This is a genomic window from Candidatus Campbellbacteria bacterium (assembly GCA_024653945.1).
Taxonomy (GTDB): Bacteria; Patescibacteriota; Minisyncoccia; order Phycocordibacterales; family EsbW-18; genus EsbW-18.
In genome coordinates, this window is the sequence record JANLIT010000003.1 from 130,024 (window position 1) to 148,799 (window position 18,776).

The window sequence follows — 18,776 nt, forward strand, 5'->3', positions numbered from 1 at the left end:
TCACAAAACTCATAACATATTCGTATGGAACGGCACCAAGGTCACAGACCTAGTCGGTCTCGCATTCGCGTCATGCATTCAACAACAACTGTTGGCGCATCAGCACCCCAGCAACGCGTGAGCACCGCACAAAAACAAAACCCAGCACAGCCACGACAACGTCGCGTGTACAGCCCGCTCATGAATACCGCACATCCCCAACACCCGCAACGAAGCGGAGTAGCTTTTACCTCTTCAACACAGAAAAAAAGCCCATCACCACACAAGAGACGTGAGAGCGGTCATGGAGGAGGACACCGTGGCCGAAAACCAATGCAGACAAGAATTAACCGTCAGCCCGAGAACACCGAGAAAAAAGGTCCTGTTATTCCACCACCAGCACTTGGTGTATTGCGTGTTATTCCCCTCGGTGGTACAGAGGAAATTGGAAAGAATATGACTGTTTTAGAGTATGGTGATGAAATAATTGTTGTTGATGCTGGATTTCAATTTAGCGAGGCTGAAACTCCGGGTATTGATTTTATCCTTCCAGATGTCACCTATCTCAAAGAACGCCAAGAGAAGGTAAAGGCTCTTTTTATCACACATGGTCATTATGATCACATTGGCGCTATTCCCTATCTCATTGAAGAGATGGGGAACCCGCCGATTTATTCACGTGAATTCGGCTCGCTCATCATTCAAAAACGGCAGGTTGAATTTCCTGATGTGCCACCGCTCACCATTCGCACCGTCCGCGGGACCGAGACCATCAAGATCGGCAATAATTTTTCCGTGAGTTTCTTCCCTATTTCACACACCATTCCCGACGCCATGGGATTACTTATTGATACCCCCGTCGGCACGGTAGCATTTGTTGAAGACGTACGCGTTGACCACGTTGACGGCGTACCAACGGAAAAAGAAAAGGAGCACTGGAAAGCATTCAAAGACAAAAACATTGTGCTCTTTACATTGGACTCCACAAGCGTTGAGAAACCGGGGTTCTCACTCCCTGAATCACACGCCATTCAAACAACCGACCAAATTATGAAGGAGGTCGCGGGTCGTCTTATCATTGGAACATTCGCATCAAACGTTGAACGAATCATTCAGTTTATTCAAATCGCGCACAAGTACAACAAAATGATTGCCGTTGACGGTCGTTCTATGAAATCAAATGTTGAAATCGTAAAACAATTACAATTAGTAAAATTTGATAATGTCATTCCTATAGAAGAGATTGATAACTACCCTGCAAATAAAATTGTTATTCTCGCAACTGGAGCACAGGGTGAGGAGTACTCGGTCTTTGATCGTATTGCGAACAAAACGCACAAGTACATCACACTCTCTCGTGCGGATACCGTCGTATTTTCATCATCGGTCATTCCGGGAAATGAAAACTCCATCACAAAACTCAAAGACAATCTCTATCGCCAGGAAGCGCGTATCATTACGTATCAAGATTCCGCAGTGCACGCATCAGGACACGGCAACCGCGATGAACTCGGCTGGATTCACCAACAAATTAAGTACAAATTCTTTATACCACTTCACGGACACCACTATATGCTCCGTATTCATGCGGAACTCGCTGAAAGTCTGGGTACACCGAGAGAAAACATTGTCATACCGGATAACGGGTCAATTATTGAAATCAGTGAAAATGGAACAAAAATTGACGTCCGAAAAGAGAAAGCGCCGTCTGGTGCAATTATGGTTGATGGATTTTCTGTCGGAGAACACCAAAAGGTGGTTATTCGTGATAGACAAACACTTGCTGAAGATGGTATTTTTGTCATCGTTGTTTCAGTCAATCCGCGCACAGGAAAACTTCGTAAATCTCCCGATATTATTTCCCGTGGATTTGTGTACCTCAAAGAACAACAAGAACTTATCTCTGGCGCACGAACCCTTGTAACTAAAACGGTTGAGAAAACAACGCATGGTATGCAACCCATCAACTTTGATATTGTTAAAACTGTTTTAACCGATGACGTGCGACGATTTCTCTTCCAAAAAACAGGTAAATCACCTATAGTTATTCCTGTAGTTATTGGAGTCTAATACACACCGTCAATGAAACGCCAGACACTCTTGAAGAACACCTACCTCTTCACTTTTTTTCTTGGACTCCACGGGTTTCTCTTCTTGTACATCAATTCAAGTATTCTTGAGCAATTTGTTTCTCAAAAACAAGTTGGTTTGTTGTTTGCCTTAGGTTCTCTCCTCACCATTCCCGTACTCCTTTTCCTTCCGCACGTACTGAAAAAATTTGGAGATGTACGGATTACCCTTGCGACACTCGCTCTTGAAGGTGCGGCTCTTTTTTATTTTGTCAGTAGCACAAACATTTTTGTGGTTGTGGGTGCTTTTTTTGCACACACCATTCTTTTACGTATTCTACTACTTGACGCTGACGTGTTGATTGAGAGTGCTTCGCATGATGCAACAACGGGGAGCACCCGGGGGATTTTTTTAACTGTCATTAACACATCACTTGTTCTTTCTCCCCTTCTGGTCGGCTTTCTTTTACAAGACGGTAACGCATATATGCGCGTTTTTGTTATAGCACTATGTGCTATTATCTTTGCATTTTTTATACTCCTACACTCCTTTAAGCACTTCACAGACCCCCACTACACCCACATCACTCTCGCACCAACACTACAAAAAATGTGGAAAACCCTGGCCCTTCGTCGGATATTTATATTAAACATGGTACTTCGTATGTTTTATGCGGTTATGGTGGTCTATGTGGGAATATATTTACACACAACACTTTCCCTACCATGGGGTAGCATCGGCATTATTTTTACCATTATGCTTATCCCCTTTGTCCTTTTTGAGTTCCCTCTTGGCTACCTTGCAGATAAACATTTTGGTGAAAAGGAAATGCTTATTGTCGGCCTTATTATCACCGGCACTGCAACAGCGCTACTTCCCTGGATAACAACCATCAGTATTGTCGTCTGGAGTGTGGCTCTTCTTGTGACACGAATAGGGGCAAGTACTGTGGAAATAATGACCGAAACATACTTTTTCAAGCATATTCAAGGGAAAGACCTTGAAATGATGAGTTTATATCGCATTGTTGAACCAGTTGCGTATGTAGTGGCTCCAATACTTGCCTCTGTGTTCCTACTCTTTTACGATATTCAATACATATTTCTTATGCTTGGTGTCGTGGTCCTTTGTGGTCTTATTCCAGCATTCTCACTTCAAGATACAAAATAGTTAGAGATTTTTGACAAGGTGCGTGGTGTGGTATACTTTTAACCCTACTATTAAAAATCGACTATCCATATGGAGCAAACAAAAACTGTATCTATTTATTCAACTCCAACGTGTCACTTTTGTCACATGGCAAAAGAGTTCTTCGGTGAAAAAGGAATTTTGTTTACAGATTACAATGTTGCCGAAGATGCACAGAAACGTAGTGAAATGGTTACTAAAACTGGCCAGCTTGGAGTTCCTGTCATTTCTATTGTCAATCCATCTGTTCCTGAAGGAGAACAAGGTCATGAGGAATTGGTTATTGGTTTTGACGAGGGCCATATTCGACAACTTCTCAACATTGCATAATTAAGAGGTCGGACCTCTGTAAACAAAAAATGGCTTAGTTGAGCCATTTTTTGTATCTTTGGTTTTGTTGTCTTTTTATTCTCCAACGGTACTGGACGCTGGCCCTTCTTCTGGGTTTTCAAAAACAACCGGTCCCACGTTAATAATGACATCTTGTTGCGGATCAAAGAGAATGGCGCGTGAAATACTTGGATAAATAAGCAGCACGTCACCATTTTTTGCTCCTTGATAAAAAGGTTCATTCTGCAAAAGTGATGCGATGTCTGTCACTACTCCAATATTCGGTTTTTCTTCTGGAATCCGGATGTGTCTGCCTACCATTTGTATAATATTTTCCATATCTTTGGCAGATAAGGCTACTGCTGGATCATCCGAAGAAAGGTTTGTCGCGCCGTCATTCACTTTAAAAAAGAAAATGGTAATGAGAACAATGACGACAACAACAAGAAGTATGAATATTTTTTTTCTCATGTGGAACAGTTAACTAACAATTATTTTTTTAGGAAGCTTTCCTGTTTTTTTAATAGTATCAGTGGTGGACACCGTAACACTTATTACTCCCTCACGAGAATGTACTGTAGAGTTCTCTGTAGATGTAAAAACCTCTGCGTTTTTTGTTGGTATATTTTGAATGTTCCTCTTTGTACGAGTACTGTGCCATCCAATTAAGCACCCAATCATCACTGACAGTGAAATGAGAGCAACCTTAACAATAAGGTGAATATCCGCTGTGTACAATAGTTCTTGTATATACATATGTAGATACAGTATATCAAACTGGTCTCATTCTAAAAAGAGGTGGCTGGTAATATTCTTGCAAGAGATTCTATCTTTCCTGAAAATACGAGGGTTGGCAGACCTAAAAAACAGTTATGTTTGACATCTATTGCTGCACCACCAGAATTTCCTTTCTCTATCTTTGCAGAAGTCGTATAGTATTCCTCATCAAATCCAGAAATAATACCCTCTGTTGCGGTCACAGACTCTTTTGCACCAATAACGGGATACCCAAGAATAAGAACGGTATCACCAATACTTGGTTTTTCTGCACACTGTTGTAAAGAAAGCATGGCAGGAAAACTTTCTTTGATATACCCATATCCAAAATCAATATCTTCCGAAACCACAACCTCTGAATCATCAATAACAATTTCCACATCACCCTCCAGGGTTGAGAGCGTGCACTTTGTAAGACGAGCGGAATCCATCTGCAATACGTGTTTGTTGGTAATAAATCGTATGCCCGTTGACATTTGTTCAAGTACTGCGGAACCTTTAGAGGTTTGTGTCTCTCTAGTATCTATATTTTTGAAGGAACATGTCATACGGTATACAAACATCCCCCACTGTGTCACCAAACCACTCACGTCTGTTGTTTCAACAATCTCCTTGATTTGTGTTCCTTGAACATCAAGATTTCCAGAAAGTGTTCCCAGCTTTTCTTGAAGAAGTATTTGTTCTTTTGCTCGATCTTCGTCGCCCTGTGCGACATTTGTACGAAGTAATTCAGCATCCCCAGTTAAAAATATAAGTCGCTCTTCGAGGGTGGCAACTCGTGAGGACACATTTGAAAGTTTTTCAGTGGTGGTGATAAGGGTGGGGCGCATCACATACATACCAACAAGAAACCCAATGCCCAACACAGTGACCGCAACCGCTGGCAAGATGATTTCTATAATATGTTTTTTTGTAACACGAAATCTCACAACAAGATTATTTAAAGATGACTGGAATTTCAAGCGCCGCATCATTCTCAGAAAGTCCTGATGGATTATCTTTCTGTAAAATAAGCCAGCCGTTTTTTCCATAGACGGGCTTGATAAATTCCAGCGTGCCCGCAAACGGAACAAACTCCTCCGTCATCCACTCGCTTTGCGCGGTCGCAAAACCCTCGGCAATAATAAGTCCATCCCAATCTACCAACACCAGTGGAAATGACCCCTCAAAAAACCATGTTCCACGTGCCCGCCCAGAAACAATCAGTGGGGAGAAAACTTCTGTATTAATACGCGGAGATTGAACCTCAATCATATTAGGGATACTTGCAACAAGTGAACCACCCACACCCCTATCAAAAATAAACCAAGCAGCAAAGAGCGAGAAAAAGAGTATGATGCCAAAAAGAAGTACTTTTTTCATATAGTTATATGGATTCTTACGTTATACGTTTAAAAACGACCCGACAGCAACACCGATGATAATAGCAAGGCCACCAATAAGTGCTACTGATAAACCTTTTTTAATGAGTGAAATCTTTGCATAGTGTCCGATAATTGCACCTACACCAAAAAGAAGAATGAGGGCGACGGTGACTGAAACCCAGAATGCTGAAGAAACTGGGAGAAGTCCGTATGGGGCAATCACAAATGCCCCAGCAACAATATATGAAAGAAACATAATGAATGCCCACGCACGCGACGCTGCGTATGGAAGTTCTTTATGTTCAGATACTTCAGCGACAGAATTTTCTGAGATAAGAGCGCCGACCCCCATAGAAAACCCTTCTACAAGAATAAGAATAAACCCAGAGACTAAAATTTCACGTCGTGGTAAACCAGCACTCACAATGCCGGAGATAAATCCAACCGTAGAAACAAGGCTGTCTTCAACTCCGAACACAAAGTTGCGAACGTTTTCTGAACTTTTAAAAAAATTGAACATAAGGTATTGGTTAGAAAATAAGAGCAATAACAGCGTATCCAGTAATTGCTATACCGAGGCTATTCATTATAAACAAAATACAAAAAAGTTGTGTCTTTGAGATGTGATTCACTCCGATAAGTGCCAATCCTAATTCATCGGGTAAGGGCGAGGCGATAATAAGAGCGCCGACAAAAAACGACAAACGATGGAAAAGTCTCGTTTCAAAAATTTTTTTAAAACGGCCAAACCGTGGTTGACCAAGAAGGTATTTTGTTTCTGCATCAACACTTTTATGAATAATGACTAAAAGTAAAATATCTCCCAGGGCAGCGCCAAATCCTCCTATAAGTGCCACTTGCCACACGGCGGTTTCTCGCATAATTTCTGCAAGAACAGCTACTGCCGGTGCTGCAGTAAATACTGATGTAAAGAAGAATCCTGCCACAAAGCTTCCAAGTAATTCAAAATTTTGGAGATACAGAAAGAAAACATCCGTGGCATCTGTTTTGAGAATATACACAGCTACCGCAATACTTATACAAATTCCAATGAACTTTAGAGATGCTCGCATATCCTATTTTCTTACAAAGAGATTTTCTGGTTTTTTGTTTGTCTTTACTGCTTCCTTAATAATACGAGATGTTGTGGGCATCAAGGGGTTGAGCATTCGACCGATACGATAGAGTTTCACTATAAGTTCTGCAATAAGCGCCCTTCCTTTTTCTGGGTCTATTTTAATTACCTTGAATGGCTGCGTTTCTTGTATAGATAAATCACACTCCGCAATCTCAGCCCATACCATATCGCACGCATCACTAAATTGATATACATCAAGTAGTTTAAAATACGCACCAAAATCTTCCCATTCTGGAACCTGGACAGGTGTGTCAAGGTGGTCTTCGGCCATCTTCATAACACGCGAGACAAGATTGCCAAGTCCATTAGCAAGACCAGCATTATAACTTTCAACAAAACGTTCTCGAGTAAAATCAGAATCTTCAAAAGGGTGAACGTGTCGTAGTAAAAAATAACGCACGGCATCTATACCAAATTCCTGCACTAATTCCGCTGGGCTTATCACATTTCCCACTGACTTACTCATTTTTTGTCCCCCACTCGTCATGAAACCGTGATACATAACGAGGTCAGTTGGTTTAATGTTTGCAGAAAACAGCATCGCCTGCCACATGAGTGACTGGAACCGCACTTGGTCCTTCCCTGCCATTTGTATGGTGGTACTATCAACCCAAAACTTCTTAAATGTTCCCTCTACATCCTCGGGCCAACCGAGTGTAGAAATATAGTTTGTAAGGGCATCAAACCACACATACATCACATGCTCATCATCACCAGGAACTGATACACCCCAGGACATGCGGTCCTTCTTTCGAGAAATTGAAAAATCTTCCAATCCTTGTTCAATAAACTGTAATGCTTCAATCTTGCGTGTATCTGGAACAATGTGAGTACCTAATGTATACGCATGAAGTTGGTCAGTATATTTTGAGAATCTGAAAAAATAGTTTTCTTCTCGCACTGTTTCTGGTTTTAAATTTGGATGAATGGGGCATTTTTCATCAACTAAGTCGCGTTCGACAAGAAAACGTTCACACCCAACACAATACAATCCTTCAAAATCTTTTTTGTAAATATCACCAGAAGCCTCACACCGTTTCCAGAGTTCCTGTGCCGCAGCCATGTGGTGCGTGTCAGTTGTACGAATAAAATGCAGCGTGTCCATGAGACCTAGTGTGTCTTTCAGTGTTTTGAAATGCTCTGCCCACTCATCTACATATACCTGTGGCTCTTTGGCCTCTGCACGTGCCTTTTCAAAAATTTTCTGACCATGTTCATCTGTGCCTGTATTGAAAAACACTTCATCACCCTGAAGTGTTCGAGAGCGGGCATATGTATCCGCCTGCACAATTTCAAGTGCAAAACCAATGTGTGGTTCAGCATTCACATATGGCAAAGTTGTCGTAATGTACGTATTTCTCATACCTCTCCAGTATAGCAAAATAAAGGCCCTTTTGGGGCCGTGGTATCTTACTAAAAAAGAGATTGTGGCTTACGCTTCGGTTGTAGTACCGTCAAACTCTGGACCATCAGCAACCGCCTCCGTTTTTGTAGCTCGCTCAATACCGTCTTTGTGATGAGTGGGTGCATAAATGGTATACAGCTTAAGAGTGTCTGTTGCAGATGTGTTGAATACATTGTGTTGTGCTCCTGCGGGAACAATAACCGCATCACCATCACTAACATTGTATTCTGTTTCATTAATCACCACCTTCCCTTCCCCTCTTTCAAATCGAAAAAACTGATCCCCGTCTTCGTGTACTTCCGAACCAATCTCTTCACCAGGAAGAAGCGACATGAGAACTAATTGGCAGTGTTGTGCGGTATAGAGCACTTTTCTAAAAGAGTTATTTTCAACAGTGAGTTTTTCAATATTTTCCTTGTATCCTTTTTTCATGGTTATATATTTAGATATGTAATAGTATCTTAATTATACCCCCATTAAACGAATAACACCGTACATCACACCAATACCGAGGATGGTTGCAAATGTTGTCCATTTCACAGGATGTGCGTGGTGACTCTCGGGCAGTAAATCACTTGCACCGATGTACAAGAAAAATCCAGAGAAAAGAGCAAGAAGAAGTGCAAGTGTTGCATCCTGAACCGAAAAGAAGAGGGTTGAAAGAACACCGAGAACGGGCGCGCATGCATCAACGAGGAGCCATCGCAGTGCTTGTTTTCTATTTCCACCATTTTTGAGAATAAAACCAACGGTGTTGATACCGTCTGAAAAATCATGCGTCAAAACCGCAACAGCAACAATCGCACCAACTGCAGGAGAAACTTGAAATGCTAAACCAATTCCAACACCATCAAGAAAACTGTGCAATGACAAACTTCCTGCACCAACCCTCCCCCTCCCTTCATGTGCACAATGCTCGTCGTGTCCGTGCATCAAAAATAATCTATCGAGCAACAAATACAACACAAAACCAACCGCCATTATAGTGGTGATAAAAGATGCAGAGTATGTCATGCCACCCAATGAAATCGCTTCTGGAATTAAATCAAAAAACGCTACACCAATAACCGCACCGGCACTAAATCCTAATATCAAATGAAGACGATCTTTGAGGTGTAGTGCAAACAATCCACCTAAAAGTGTTGCTAAAAATGTTGCAATAGTAATTATGACAATAATCATGTACCAAAGTATATAACCTATAGGAAAGCAAGGGAACACTGGGATTCATGGAGTCTACTGAACTTTTCTGCTAGGATGGCATTAATGGACGCAAAAACCCCATGGGATGTAATTGTAATCGGTGGAGGGCCCTCTGGCATGATGGCAGCGGGTACCGCAGCACAAAATAGTGCTAAGGTTCTTCTCATTGAAAAGAACGGTAAGCTTGGAGAAAAACTTCTCATTACGGGTGGTGGTCGGTGCAATGTCACCAACTCAGAATTTGATACTAGAAAATTTCTTGAAAAATTTAAAGAAAATGGCAAGTTTCTTTTTTCTGCGTTTGCACAGTGGGGCGTAAAGGAAACATTGGACTTTTTTCACACCCGAGGTATGCCGACGAAGGTAGAAGCAGAATTGCGTACATTTCCTACATCAAATTCCGCACAGTCTGTGTGGGGTGTCCTCGTTAAAAATATACAAAAACACAACGTAGAAATACTCTCCAATTCGCCAGTCACCGATATTGTTCGTGAAGATGGAAATATTGTCGGTGTCCAATTACAAAGTAAAAAAATAGTCCGTGGAAAATCTATCATCATTGCAACAGGAGGAACGTCTCGACCAGAAACAGGTTCTACGGGGGACGCATATGCGTGGCTTCAAAAAATTGGGCATACTGTGGTATTGCCTACTCCATCGCTCGTCCCTGTGGCGCTTAAAGATGTATGGGTAAAAAAACTTGCTGGAATTACATTGTCTGATATCAAAATAACGGTGTTTCAAAATGAAAAAAAATATTTTATAGCAAAAGGTAAAATTTTGTTTACCCATGTAGGTATCAGTGGACCAACGGTACTCAATATGAGTAAAGATATTGGTGAACTTTTGAAATATGGAGATGGTGAAGTTGTGTGTGCTCTAGATTTGCTCCCTACACACGATTACGGAAAACTAAATACTGCTCTCCAAGAACTCTTCAAAGAACACGATAAGAAAAAATTTCAAAATGCTCTTTCAAATCTCATCCCCAAAGCACTGGTTCCTATAATTATAGAACTCGGGGGTTTTAATGGAGAAACACACTGCAATAGCATCACACGAGAAGAGCGTCTTAAGCTTGTGAAGACACTTAAACACATTCCACTACACGTGAAGAAGTTACTAGGCACTGAAAAAGCAATTATCACGAGCGGAGGAGTTGTTCTGGATGAAATAGATTTCAAAACAATGCGCTCTCGTCTCTTTCCAAATCTTTATATTATCGGTGACATGTTGGATGTTGATAGACCTTCTGGTGGATACAGTTTACAGCTTTGTTGGACGACTGGGTTTGTTGCTGGACTGTCAGCATCAAAACAGGCATAAAAGTACACCCAGCACTCAATCTTTGCTTAAAAGTTGAGTGCTGGGTATACTGCCTTATTACCTACTCTATATGGAAAAACCTCTATTCCCCATGCGGATTAACAAGTATTTGGCGCTGAAGAAGCACTCTACACGACGTGGTGCCGATGAACTCATCAAAAAGAAGCAGGTTTTTATTAATGGAAAATTGGCTGTTCTTGGCGACAAAGTAAACGAAAAAGATGAGGTGGATGTACGCTACCGTGGAAAACAAAAACCATACCTCTATATCGCCTACAATAAACCACGAGGTATCATCACACACTCTGCACAAGAGGGTGAGCAAGAGATTAAACAAGTTGTGGCTGTCAAAGACGTGTTCCCTGTTGGACGTTTGGATAAAGATTCACATGGTCTTATTATCCTCACGAATGACGGACGTATTACTGAACGACTTCTTGGTCCTACCTATGCGCACGAAAAAGAGTACCTCGTCAAAACAAAAAATAAACTACGACCAAATTTCAAAGAAAAAATGGAGGCGGGAGTACAAATCGAAAAAGAACACACCGGAAAGTGTAAGGTTCGTATTCTTAACGATCATACATTTAAAGTAATACTCACCGAGGGAAAGAAACATCAGATTCGACGCATGTGTGTTGCTCTTTTTCAAGAAGTACAAGACCTCAAGCGTGTACGCATTATGAATGTTGAGCTTGACGACCTCACCGAAGGAGAACACCGCGAACTGAAAGGTGAAGAACTCCGCACCTTTTTACACACACTGGAGTTGGCGTAGTTTTGAGAAATCTATTTTTCCAAATCAAGAATATCGTCAATACGAATTTTCTCCACAAATTCGGGTACGTGAGACACTAACACCATCGCTCCTTCATACTTGTTGAGCGCTTCAGCAATAACAGGAATGTGACGGAAGTTGATATGGTTTGTGGGCTCGTCAAGAATGAGAAGTCCTGGTTTTTGAAGTACGAGTCGTGCAAATGCAACAAGTCCCTTCTGCCCCTCTGAAAGACTACCGATTTTACTTTGAATAAGTTCTGCATTAATAAGAAATCCCGCAGCGGTTGCACGCATAGTTTCTTCTACACGTTCCTTCATCACGCTTCCAAGGGACTCATAGACAGTGTCTTCAAAATTGAGTGTTGAGAAATCCTGTCGATAGTATCCGACGGTTGCACCTTCTAAAATTTTTGAACCGTCCGCTGTCCCCTTGGCAATTGCTTCCAAAAGCGTGCTTTTACCAATACCATTCGGTCCTTTTAAGAGAAGGTGCCAATTTTTGCGCACGGTGACATTCGCCTTTCGTTCTACAAACTTGTGTGTTTTTGGACTCATCGTCTTAAACTTGGTAATCGTGAGGATATCTCCAACCAGCCCTTTTTGAAACGGAATAATAAACGGACGAATAGTTTTATCGTCTTTCCGTGTGTCCACCTTACTTTCCTCAAGTTCTTCGGCTTCTTCACGCATACGCCTTGCAACTAAACGCATTTTTCCTCCTTTGTGTGCAAAAAAGTTTGCCTTGTCTTTGTTGTCTTGAATTTTTTTAGCAAGTTGTGCATTTTTTCGATTCTCTCGCTCCACTTGAGCAGCAATCTGCTCAACCACATCAAAATAGTTTCCAACGTACTGTTGCACTTTTTGAGTATAGATATCCAAGTACAACACAGCATCAGTAAATGCATTTAAAAATTCCGAGTCATGCGAAATAACCATCAGTGTTTTTTTATACGCTCTCAAAAAATCAGTGAGGTGTTCAATACCCGCTTTATCCAAATTATTTGTCGGCTCATCAAGAAGAAGTAAATCTGGGTCTTGAATTAATGCAGACGCAAGAAGGAGCCGTGCCTGCTGACCTCCAGAAAAAGAACGTATGATTCGTTCGTGCATTTTTTCGTGCCCTTTCAAGTTCACCACCTCAAGCACATCATCAATCTTGGGATCAATGTTGTGAATTTTCCCAATATCTTTTCGCAAACCTGCTTGTACGGAATCTTCAAATGCTTTTACAAAAAAATCTCGCACCGTCAAACTAAGTTCATCACGAGGAATAACTTGTCGAGCAATCGCAATTGTAAGTCCATTCACTCGAGACACCTCACCGTCTTCTGGCTCCACTATTCCTGTAATAAGCTTAAAAATAGTACTTTTTCCACCACCATTTTGTCCCATGATGGTCAATTTTGAATTTCGACGTATAGAGAAAGAAACCTCATCAAGTATGGGTTTTGTGGGCTCGTACGCAAAACTGAGCTCTTCGAAACGCAGTATTATTTCATCTCGGGACACGGGACATGCACAATAGCACAAAAAGGCCCTATTCGGATACCTCGGGCTACAGAAGAATGAAATTCCCAATCACCTTATCATCTAAAGATTCAGCAAGTAGAGATGCTATAGAAAAATCATCGTGATGTGTATATTCCGACGGTATTGCACAGACCTTACACCCTGCAGAAACACCAGCCTTCACACCATTAAGAGAGTCCTCAAAAACTAAACACTCTTCGGGAGAAACACCGAGTTGTGCAATGCATTTCAAATAAATTTCAGGATCTGGCTTACCCCTTTCAACCATATCTCCAGAAACAATAAACTCAAACTCACTTTCAAGATTAAACTTTTTAAGAAGCACGCCCACCAAAAAACGTCGTGAGGATGTTCCGATACACTTTCGAATACTGTGTTCATTCAAAAAAGTAAGTAGACTATCGAGACCTTTAAGTTTTTCCACTGACTCACTATATATTCTCACAAGCTCAGCATCTTGTTCTTTAAAAAGATCTTTAACGTTTTCATTTTTCCCCCAATATATATTGAGCCCCTCTATAACCTCGGAAGCACGTTTCCCCATGAAACTATTTTTCAATTCTAGCGTGTACTCTTTTCCACGCTTCTTTGACATAGCACCGTGCACAACAGAATATGCCGATTCTGTATCAAACATCAGCCCGTCCATATCAAAGATAGCTACTTTAATCATGATAATTACTCATTAGCCAGAATATACGCGCGGGTTTTTGGACCAAAATATCCTGTCGCAGGTGAAATGTTGTGTGCCACTTGGTACTCAATAAGGGAGCGTTGTGTGATAGGGCCAAAGTAGCCCGTTGCTCCCGCAGATGCCAATGCAACGGCGGATGGTCCGGTATTTTTTGCAATAAGAAATCCTTGAAGTGTAGCAACAGGAGGTCCTTGTGAATCAAGTGTGAGGTCTCCTACTGCCGTTGCTCCCACAGGAGTAGATGTCGGAATAGCCTTGAGTTCCTTTTCTATATCACTAGGAAGTTCAATACCTGCACCCTTTGCTTGCCACAGCTCACTTTGATAGTGTTCTACAACAAATGAAATAAATTCGTCTTCATCATCTACATCATTCAAAGCATCTGTAAGGAACTCTATTTTATCTTTGAGTGAAAACTCGCGAGTCAAGCGTGGAAATGGGTCAGTCGCCTCTCGACCGTCACGAATTTCAAGATGAAGGTGTGCTGCCCCACCAGATGCGTTACCGGTATTGCCAACAAGCCCAACGAGCTCACCTTCATCAAGCTCGTCGCCGTTTGAAACCGAAATTTCACTCAAGTGCATATACACGAATGTTTCGCCTCCCGGATTCGCGGTAGTGACATATTTACCTGAGCTTGAACCTGTACCAGTACGGGTAACAACGGCCTCCGTAGGAGATACAACAGGTGCTCCTTTTGGTGCCATAATATCCTCTCCTTCGTGCTCTCTCGTCCCCTCTCCACGCGGATCGCCGAAGTTGGGCCATAGCATGCCGGGTGTCACACCAAAAAGAACTGGAATAGGAAGATGCTCAACCGCATCGTCGTCCAATTTATTGATTTTGGTACGATAGGAACTTGACATGCGTCTACTATATTGAGCATCCACAGACAGCGGTATGCATACACTTAAAATAAAAATAAAGAAACCGAGGAAAAGAGCGATGCGAGGAGGTAATTTATTCATATCTTAGTATAGCAAATAGACATGGCACAAAAAACATCCCCGCCGGCGCTAGTGTGCGCGGGCGGGGTACGGTGTTGCTCCCCTTCATGGGGAAAGAAGAACTGTGGCGGGTGGTGGAAAACACTTTTTAGCCTCCCCCATCTGCTCATTTGACATCTGAAAATTGGCGGATGACACCTCGTTATCGACGGATGCCATCACCACCAACGGGATTGTGGCGGTCGCGTCGACCGTCAGCGTCACGTGCGAGAGCGCAACAACCTTCAGAAAGACACGTCCGCCTGCAGAATACCGAAACATGACACTTGGCCCTTGCGGAGTACTCCTTGTAAAGACGAAGAAGTCTCCACAGCGAACTTCTCCGGTCGATGTCACAACGTCTGCAACCGACACCAGTGGGTACTTTGGCTGTGCTTGTGCTGCACCGGTAATGCATAGCGCAACGAGAAACATCCCTAGCTTTTTCATGTTCTACCCCCCTTTTCGTTTGGCCACTCTGACCGTATTGTGCACCTCGTAGTTTTGGAATGCAACTGTGTTGCTTTAAGGTGTTCCTGTAGTTGAAGAAGTGCTACTTGTCGCATCTGCTGGTGGCACTCCAGTAGACGAGGTTGTGGTAGAAGAAGTGGTAACTACGGTAGTGGTCGCACTTCCCGCAGAAGATGTTGCTACTACTGCCGACGTGGAGGCGACGGGTGTCGTCCCCACCACCGTTGATACTGTTCCCATTCCCCGGGGTGTTCCTGTTGTTACGGTTACCTCTGTCGTTGTTGTTACTTCTGTTGTTGATGTCGCCGTTGGTTCAATAAGACTCGGTATTCCATTCTGACATACATACGAACCATACCCCGCTCCCGCTACACCACCGATAAGAAGTGCTGCAAAAAGCAGGAGTATGTTTTGAATGGATGGGCTCAAAACACCGCTTGTTGTTTTTGAAGATAGTTCCTTTTTTTGTGATTCAGATGTATTTTTTTCATCCTCTGCGTCTTTGTCTCCATCATCCGTGTTTATCTCCGGCAACTTTAAAAAGTTAAGCGATGCGGAATTGATAACATACCGCATTTCTTTTGTATCGTCATGTATTTTTTCTATTGTGTATCCCAAATGACCACTACACTCTTTGCATGTTACTTCGCTCTTTCCGGCCGTTGTGCCATCAGGGATGAGAACTACGTCTTTTATGTTGATTGGACCAGTAAATGTCGGCCATCCATTTTCTGCCTCACATTTTGAAAGCGATGCAAATAAAGCAGTGCCACAGAAGGCACATGTGTAGACACCGTGCTCATCATGGTCCCAAAATTTGCCAGAAAAAGGACGCTCGGTGTCCTTCTGTCGCATGACGCGATACTGCTCTGGATTTAATTTCTTTTTGAAAGCTTCTTCGTCCATATCCACCATATCACTCACACTATTGTACCGCGGGGTACAAAGTAAATAGTGCCTTAATGCCCGCAAGGTTTCGTTCCCACTCGATTGTCTCGTGTGTTTGAAGTTCCACAGTAACAGCAGGAATGTTGATAGATGCAAGCCATCCTTCGGCGTCACCAGTAATCGGATATGCGTCAAATATTGTAACAGCGGGATATCCTGAAGCACCAGCATAGGCATTCATCACAGAAAGTGTCTCGGGAAGAATCCCCTTCTCACACTCTGATGCATAGACCGCATTTGACTGACTGTGCCAAAAAACAACTGCAGACGGTGTATCTTTCAAGATAAAATCACGGAGAGCGGTGGTTTCTGGTTCAGAAAATGCTGATGTTCCTGCAGAAACTATTTGTGAACGCCACGTACTTTCGCTCTTCCATTTACAATCAAAATTACGATTCAAATCAACACCGTGCGCATTGAATCGCCCCGATGCGGCAACCTCTTGAGACGAGGAAACATCTGCACTGGTAAAACGTCCATCTTTACCAACTACCTTAAAGACACCGTCGGGATTGGCGGATGGAATAACGGTAATGGTTAGGTTGGTAGGAATAATTGTGGGGTTTGCCGTGAGAAAATCCATGAATTGATATGCAAGAAGTACACTATTCCATTCATATCCGCCATGTATTCCGCCCACAAATAATAGGTGTATCGCTCCTGTCCCGTATGTGTACGCATCAATAGTACGGCCTTGCACAGACGTACCAATCACCTCATGTGTACCTACATTCTCTGTCTTCTCATCTGGTATTGGTAGTGGTTCGAGTGTCTTTCCACGCAGACTGAAAAAGACAAATACACCTATACCAAGTACAGCGAGAATACCAATAACTGTGACGATTCGCCTCAAAGAGAAAGATCGCATTACTCCAAATTAGTCAGTTTTATTTAGTGTAGGCCTTAAAGAGTGCCTCGATACCAGCCTTGTTTTTTGCCCACTCAGTGTCGGTGTGGTTAGTGAGAAGAACGCTGATTGCAGGAATGTTGTTCTTGGCCAACCAATTCACCATGTCACCTGTTGTCTCGTAGAAATCAAAGCTTTCGTATGCAGGATATCCAGAAGCTTTTGCATATGCGTTTGTCACCGCGAGTGTCTCTGGAGGAACGGGGCCATTACAACTTGATGCATAGACACCACCAGCGGCGCTGTACCACACAACAACTGCAGTAGGATCAAGTGCGTTTACATAATCACGGACAGCTTTACTTTCTGGTTCAGAAAATACGCTCGTTCCACCGGAAACCGATTTGTTCTGCCATGTACCTGTTGCTTGCCAGTCACAATCAAAGTTTCGATTGAGGTCAACATTGTTTGCATTGAAACGACCAGACACAGCAACTGCTTGTGATGGTGAAACATCTGCTGATGTAAAACGTCCATCAGTACCCACAACTTTAGTAAGACCGTCTGGGTTCACTACTGGAATAACACTAACCTGTATGTTTGCGGGGATAGCAGAAGGATTTGCTTTCAAATAGTCCATCAATTCATATGCAACCTGAACCGTGTTCCATTCATATCCGCCGTGTATACCTCCAACAAAGAGAAGTTTTGTACTACCTTTGCCGTAGTTGTAGGCAAGAATGTCGCGCCCTTGCACAGACGTACCAATAACAACTTGGGCCTTATCACCCTGGTCTTCACCAGGAGGTACAACCACCGTGGTTGTAGTCGTAGTTGTTGTTGCAACTGGATTAGGCACATCTACTGTCTTTTGTTTCATCAAAAAATAACCACCAACAATAATGAGAATAATGACGACGAGTGCAATGATTGTTTTTTTCATCTTATGAGAGACCTAGCGTCTAATTATATTTTTTATAAATACCACCTAAATTCTATAGGGCACCGCCCATTTCATCACTTCCCGTCAATCTCTAACGGGATTCATATGCCATATAGTATACGGCAAAAACTACCTACTAGCCAACACCCCAAAATCCCCTTATGTTGTAAGGCTTTCTTGGTTCCATTGACCCAACAATTTATACAAAAAAGAAAAAAATGCTGTGACTATACTTCAAGAGATATTCTCCAAAGAATACGTATGTAGCGACAATTATGGACTCTCCTATACAAATACCGAGAATAAACTTGTGTACATTAACCCGTAGTGTCCCACACACGTAACAAATAATATCCGTTGGTAAAAATGGTGACACCGCCCAAAAAATAATAATCGGCAGCTCGTTCTTTTCAAGCGCACTTTTTATTTGCGCAACCCGTTCATGGTGGTGTTTTTCAAAAAACAAATCAAGGTGCAGGAACTCTGAAAAATAATACACACTCAGAGAGGAAACAATAATACCTGCCATTATAAGTATGAAGAGTGGAAGTGGCTCAAAAAATAAGAGTCCAGCAATAATGAGATATGTTGATGGGATGAGCGTAAAACCGCGTAGTGATCCTACAACCAAAAGTATCGCATACCCGAGATAGACTGATACCCCCATCACACGAGCAAGCTGCCCTTGAAAAAAGGTTGGATGAAAAAAATACATATACAGCCCCCCGAGAAGCAAGGTAAGCCAGAGAAGAACAAAATATGCTTTTGAACGAAGAAAAGACATTGGTATGTTTAAA

General features: G+C 42.3%; 22 protein-coding genes. 5 read left to right on the forward strand and 17 right to left on the reverse strand.

The window, feature by feature from the left end; all coding sequences use genetic code 11:
* Positions 1–72 precede the first annotated feature (72 nt).
* The 3 genes from NUW02_02470 to NUW02_02480 all read left to right on the forward strand — a co-directional run bounded on the left by NUW02_02470 (position 73) and on the right by NUW02_02480 (position 3,567).
* The gene (locus NUW02_02470) at positions 73–2,049 is read left to right on the forward strand and encodes a ribonuclease J (protein ID MCR4274890.1); all 1,977 of its coding nucleotides are present in this window, start codon (positions 73–75) and stop codon (positions 2,047–2,049) included.
* A 12-nt stretch (positions 2,050–2,061) separates the two neighbouring features.
* Positions 2,062–3,219 (forward strand): MFS transporter, encoded by a 1,158-nt coding sequence (locus tag NUW02_02475; GenBank protein MCR4274891.1) that lies wholly within the window; start codon positions 2,062–2,064, stop codon positions 3,217–3,219.
* 69 nt (positions 3,220–3,288) lie between these two features.
* Positions 3,289–3,567, forward strand: a complete 279-nt coding sequence (locus NUW02_02480; GenBank protein ID MCR4274892.1) for a glutaredoxin family protein — start codon at positions 3,289–3,291, stop codon at positions 3,565–3,567.
* Positions 3,568–3,642: 75 nt separating this feature from the next.
* On the opposite strand, the gene NUW02_02485 is transcribed toward NUW02_02480, so the two are convergent.
* The 9 genes from NUW02_02485 to NUW02_02525 form a co-directional block, all read right to left on the reverse strand.
* Positions 3,643–4,038 carry a hypothetical protein gene (locus tag NUW02_02485; protein MCR4274893.1) on the reverse strand — a complete coding sequence of 132 codons (396 nt, stop codon included), beginning with the start codon at positions 4,036–4,038 and terminating at the stop codon, positions 3,643–3,645.
* A 9-nt stretch (positions 4,039–4,047) separates the two neighbouring features.
* Positions 4,048–4,323, reverse strand: a complete 276-nt coding sequence (locus NUW02_02490; GenBank protein MCR4274894.1) for a hypothetical protein — start codon at positions 4,321–4,323, stop codon at positions 4,048–4,050.
* A gap of 32 nt (positions 4,324–4,355) precedes the next feature.
* Positions 4,356–5,273 (reverse strand): serine protease, encoded by a 918-nt coding sequence (locus tag NUW02_02495; protein ID MCR4274895.1) that lies wholly within the window; start codon positions 5,271–5,273, stop codon positions 4,356–4,358.
* Between the two features lie 7 nt (positions 5,274–5,280).
* Positions 5,281–5,706: a Gmad2 immunoglobulin-like domain-containing protein gene (locus NUW02_02500; protein MCR4274896.1), complete on the reverse strand. Its 426-nt coding sequence runs from the start codon at positions 5,704–5,706 to the stop codon at positions 5,281–5,283.
* Between the two features lie 21 nt (positions 5,707–5,727).
* Entirely contained in the window at positions 5,728–6,228 is a 501-nt protein-coding gene (locus NUW02_02505; GenBank protein MCR4274897.1) for a VIT1/CCC1 transporter family protein, read from the reverse strand.
* A gap of 10 nt (positions 6,229–6,238) precedes the next feature.
* Positions 6,239–6,781, reverse strand: a complete 543-nt coding sequence (locus tag NUW02_02510) for a hypothetical protein (protein ID MCR4274898.1) — start codon at positions 6,779–6,781, stop codon at positions 6,239–6,241.
* 3 nt (positions 6,782–6,784) lie between these two features.
* Complete coding sequence (gene metG, locus NUW02_02515) at positions 6,785–8,209, reverse strand: methionine--tRNA ligase (protein ID MCR4274899.1); 1,425 nt, start codon at positions 8,207–8,209, stop codon at positions 6,785–6,787.
* Between the two features lie 69 nt (positions 8,210–8,278).
* Complete coding sequence (locus NUW02_02520; GenBank protein ID MCR4274900.1) at positions 8,279–8,683, reverse strand: cupin domain-containing protein; 405 nt, start codon at positions 8,681–8,683, stop codon at positions 8,279–8,281.
* 33 nt (positions 8,684–8,716) lie between these two features.
* Positions 8,717–9,433 (reverse strand): ZIP family metal transporter, encoded by a 717-nt coding sequence (locus tag NUW02_02525; protein ID MCR4274901.1) that lies wholly within the window; start codon positions 9,431–9,433, stop codon positions 8,717–8,719.
* Positions 9,434–9,508: 75 nt separating this feature from the next.
* Here NUW02_02525 and NUW02_02530 point away from each other — a divergent pair, with 75 nt between their 5' ends.
* Complete coding sequence (locus NUW02_02530) at positions 9,509–10,780, forward strand: NAD(P)/FAD-dependent oxidoreductase (GenBank protein MCR4274902.1); 1,272 nt, start codon at positions 9,509–9,511, stop codon at positions 10,778–10,780.
* Between the two features lie 70 nt (positions 10,781–10,850).
* On the forward strand, positions 10,851–11,558 hold the full coding sequence (locus NUW02_02535) for a pseudouridine synthase (protein ID MCR4274903.1): 708 nt from the start codon (positions 10,851–10,853) through the stop codon (positions 11,556–11,558).
* A gap of 11 nt (positions 11,559–11,569) precedes the next feature.
* Here the strand turns inward: NUW02_02535 and NUW02_02540 are convergent, their stop codons facing one another.
* The 8 genes from NUW02_02540 to NUW02_02575 all read right to left on the reverse strand — a co-directional run bounded on the left by NUW02_02540 (position 11,570) and on the right by NUW02_02575 (position 18,763).
* A complete protein-coding gene (locus tag NUW02_02540) occupies positions 11,570–13,069 on the reverse strand; it encodes an ATP-binding cassette domain-containing protein (protein ID MCR4274904.1) in 1,500 nt (499 codons plus the stop codon).
* Positions 13,070–13,115: 46 nt separating this feature from the next.
* Positions 13,116–13,763 (reverse strand): HAD family phosphatase, encoded by a 648-nt coding sequence (locus NUW02_02545; protein ID MCR4274905.1) that lies wholly within the window; start codon positions 13,761–13,763, stop codon positions 13,116–13,118.
* A gap of 5 nt (positions 13,764–13,768) precedes the next feature.
* Positions 13,769–14,752, reverse strand: coding sequence for a peptidoglycan DD-metalloendopeptidase family protein (locus tag NUW02_02550; GenBank protein MCR4274906.1), 984 nt, complete (start codon positions 14,750–14,752; stop codon positions 13,769–13,771).
* A gap of 84 nt (positions 14,753–14,836) precedes the next feature.
* Entirely contained in the window at positions 14,837–15,220 is a 384-nt protein-coding gene (locus tag NUW02_02555; protein ID MCR4274907.1) for a hypothetical protein, read from the reverse strand.
* A gap of 75 nt (positions 15,221–15,295) precedes the next feature.
* Positions 15,296–16,147 carry a peptide-methionine (R)-S-oxide reductase gene (locus NUW02_02560; protein MCR4274908.1) on the reverse strand — a complete coding sequence of 284 codons (852 nt, stop codon included), beginning with the start codon at positions 16,145–16,147 and terminating at the stop codon, positions 15,296–15,298.
* Positions 16,148–16,166: 19 nt separating this feature from the next.
* Entirely contained in the window at positions 16,167–17,042 is an 876-nt protein-coding gene (locus NUW02_02565) for a M14 family metallopeptidase (GenBank protein ID MCR4274909.1), read from the reverse strand.
* Positions 17,043–17,076: 34 nt separating this feature from the next.
* Positions 17,077–17,979 carry a M14 family metallopeptidase gene (locus tag NUW02_02570; protein ID MCR4274910.1) on the reverse strand — a complete coding sequence of 301 codons (903 nt, stop codon included), beginning with the start codon at positions 17,977–17,979 and terminating at the stop codon, positions 17,077–17,079.
* A 199-nt stretch (positions 17,980–18,178) separates the two neighbouring features.
* Positions 18,179–18,763 carry a VTT domain-containing protein gene (locus NUW02_02575; protein ID MCR4274911.1) on the reverse strand — a complete coding sequence of 195 codons (585 nt, stop codon included), beginning with the start codon at positions 18,761–18,763 and terminating at the stop codon, positions 18,179–18,181.
* Between the last annotated feature and the right edge of the window lie 13 nt (positions 18,764–18,776).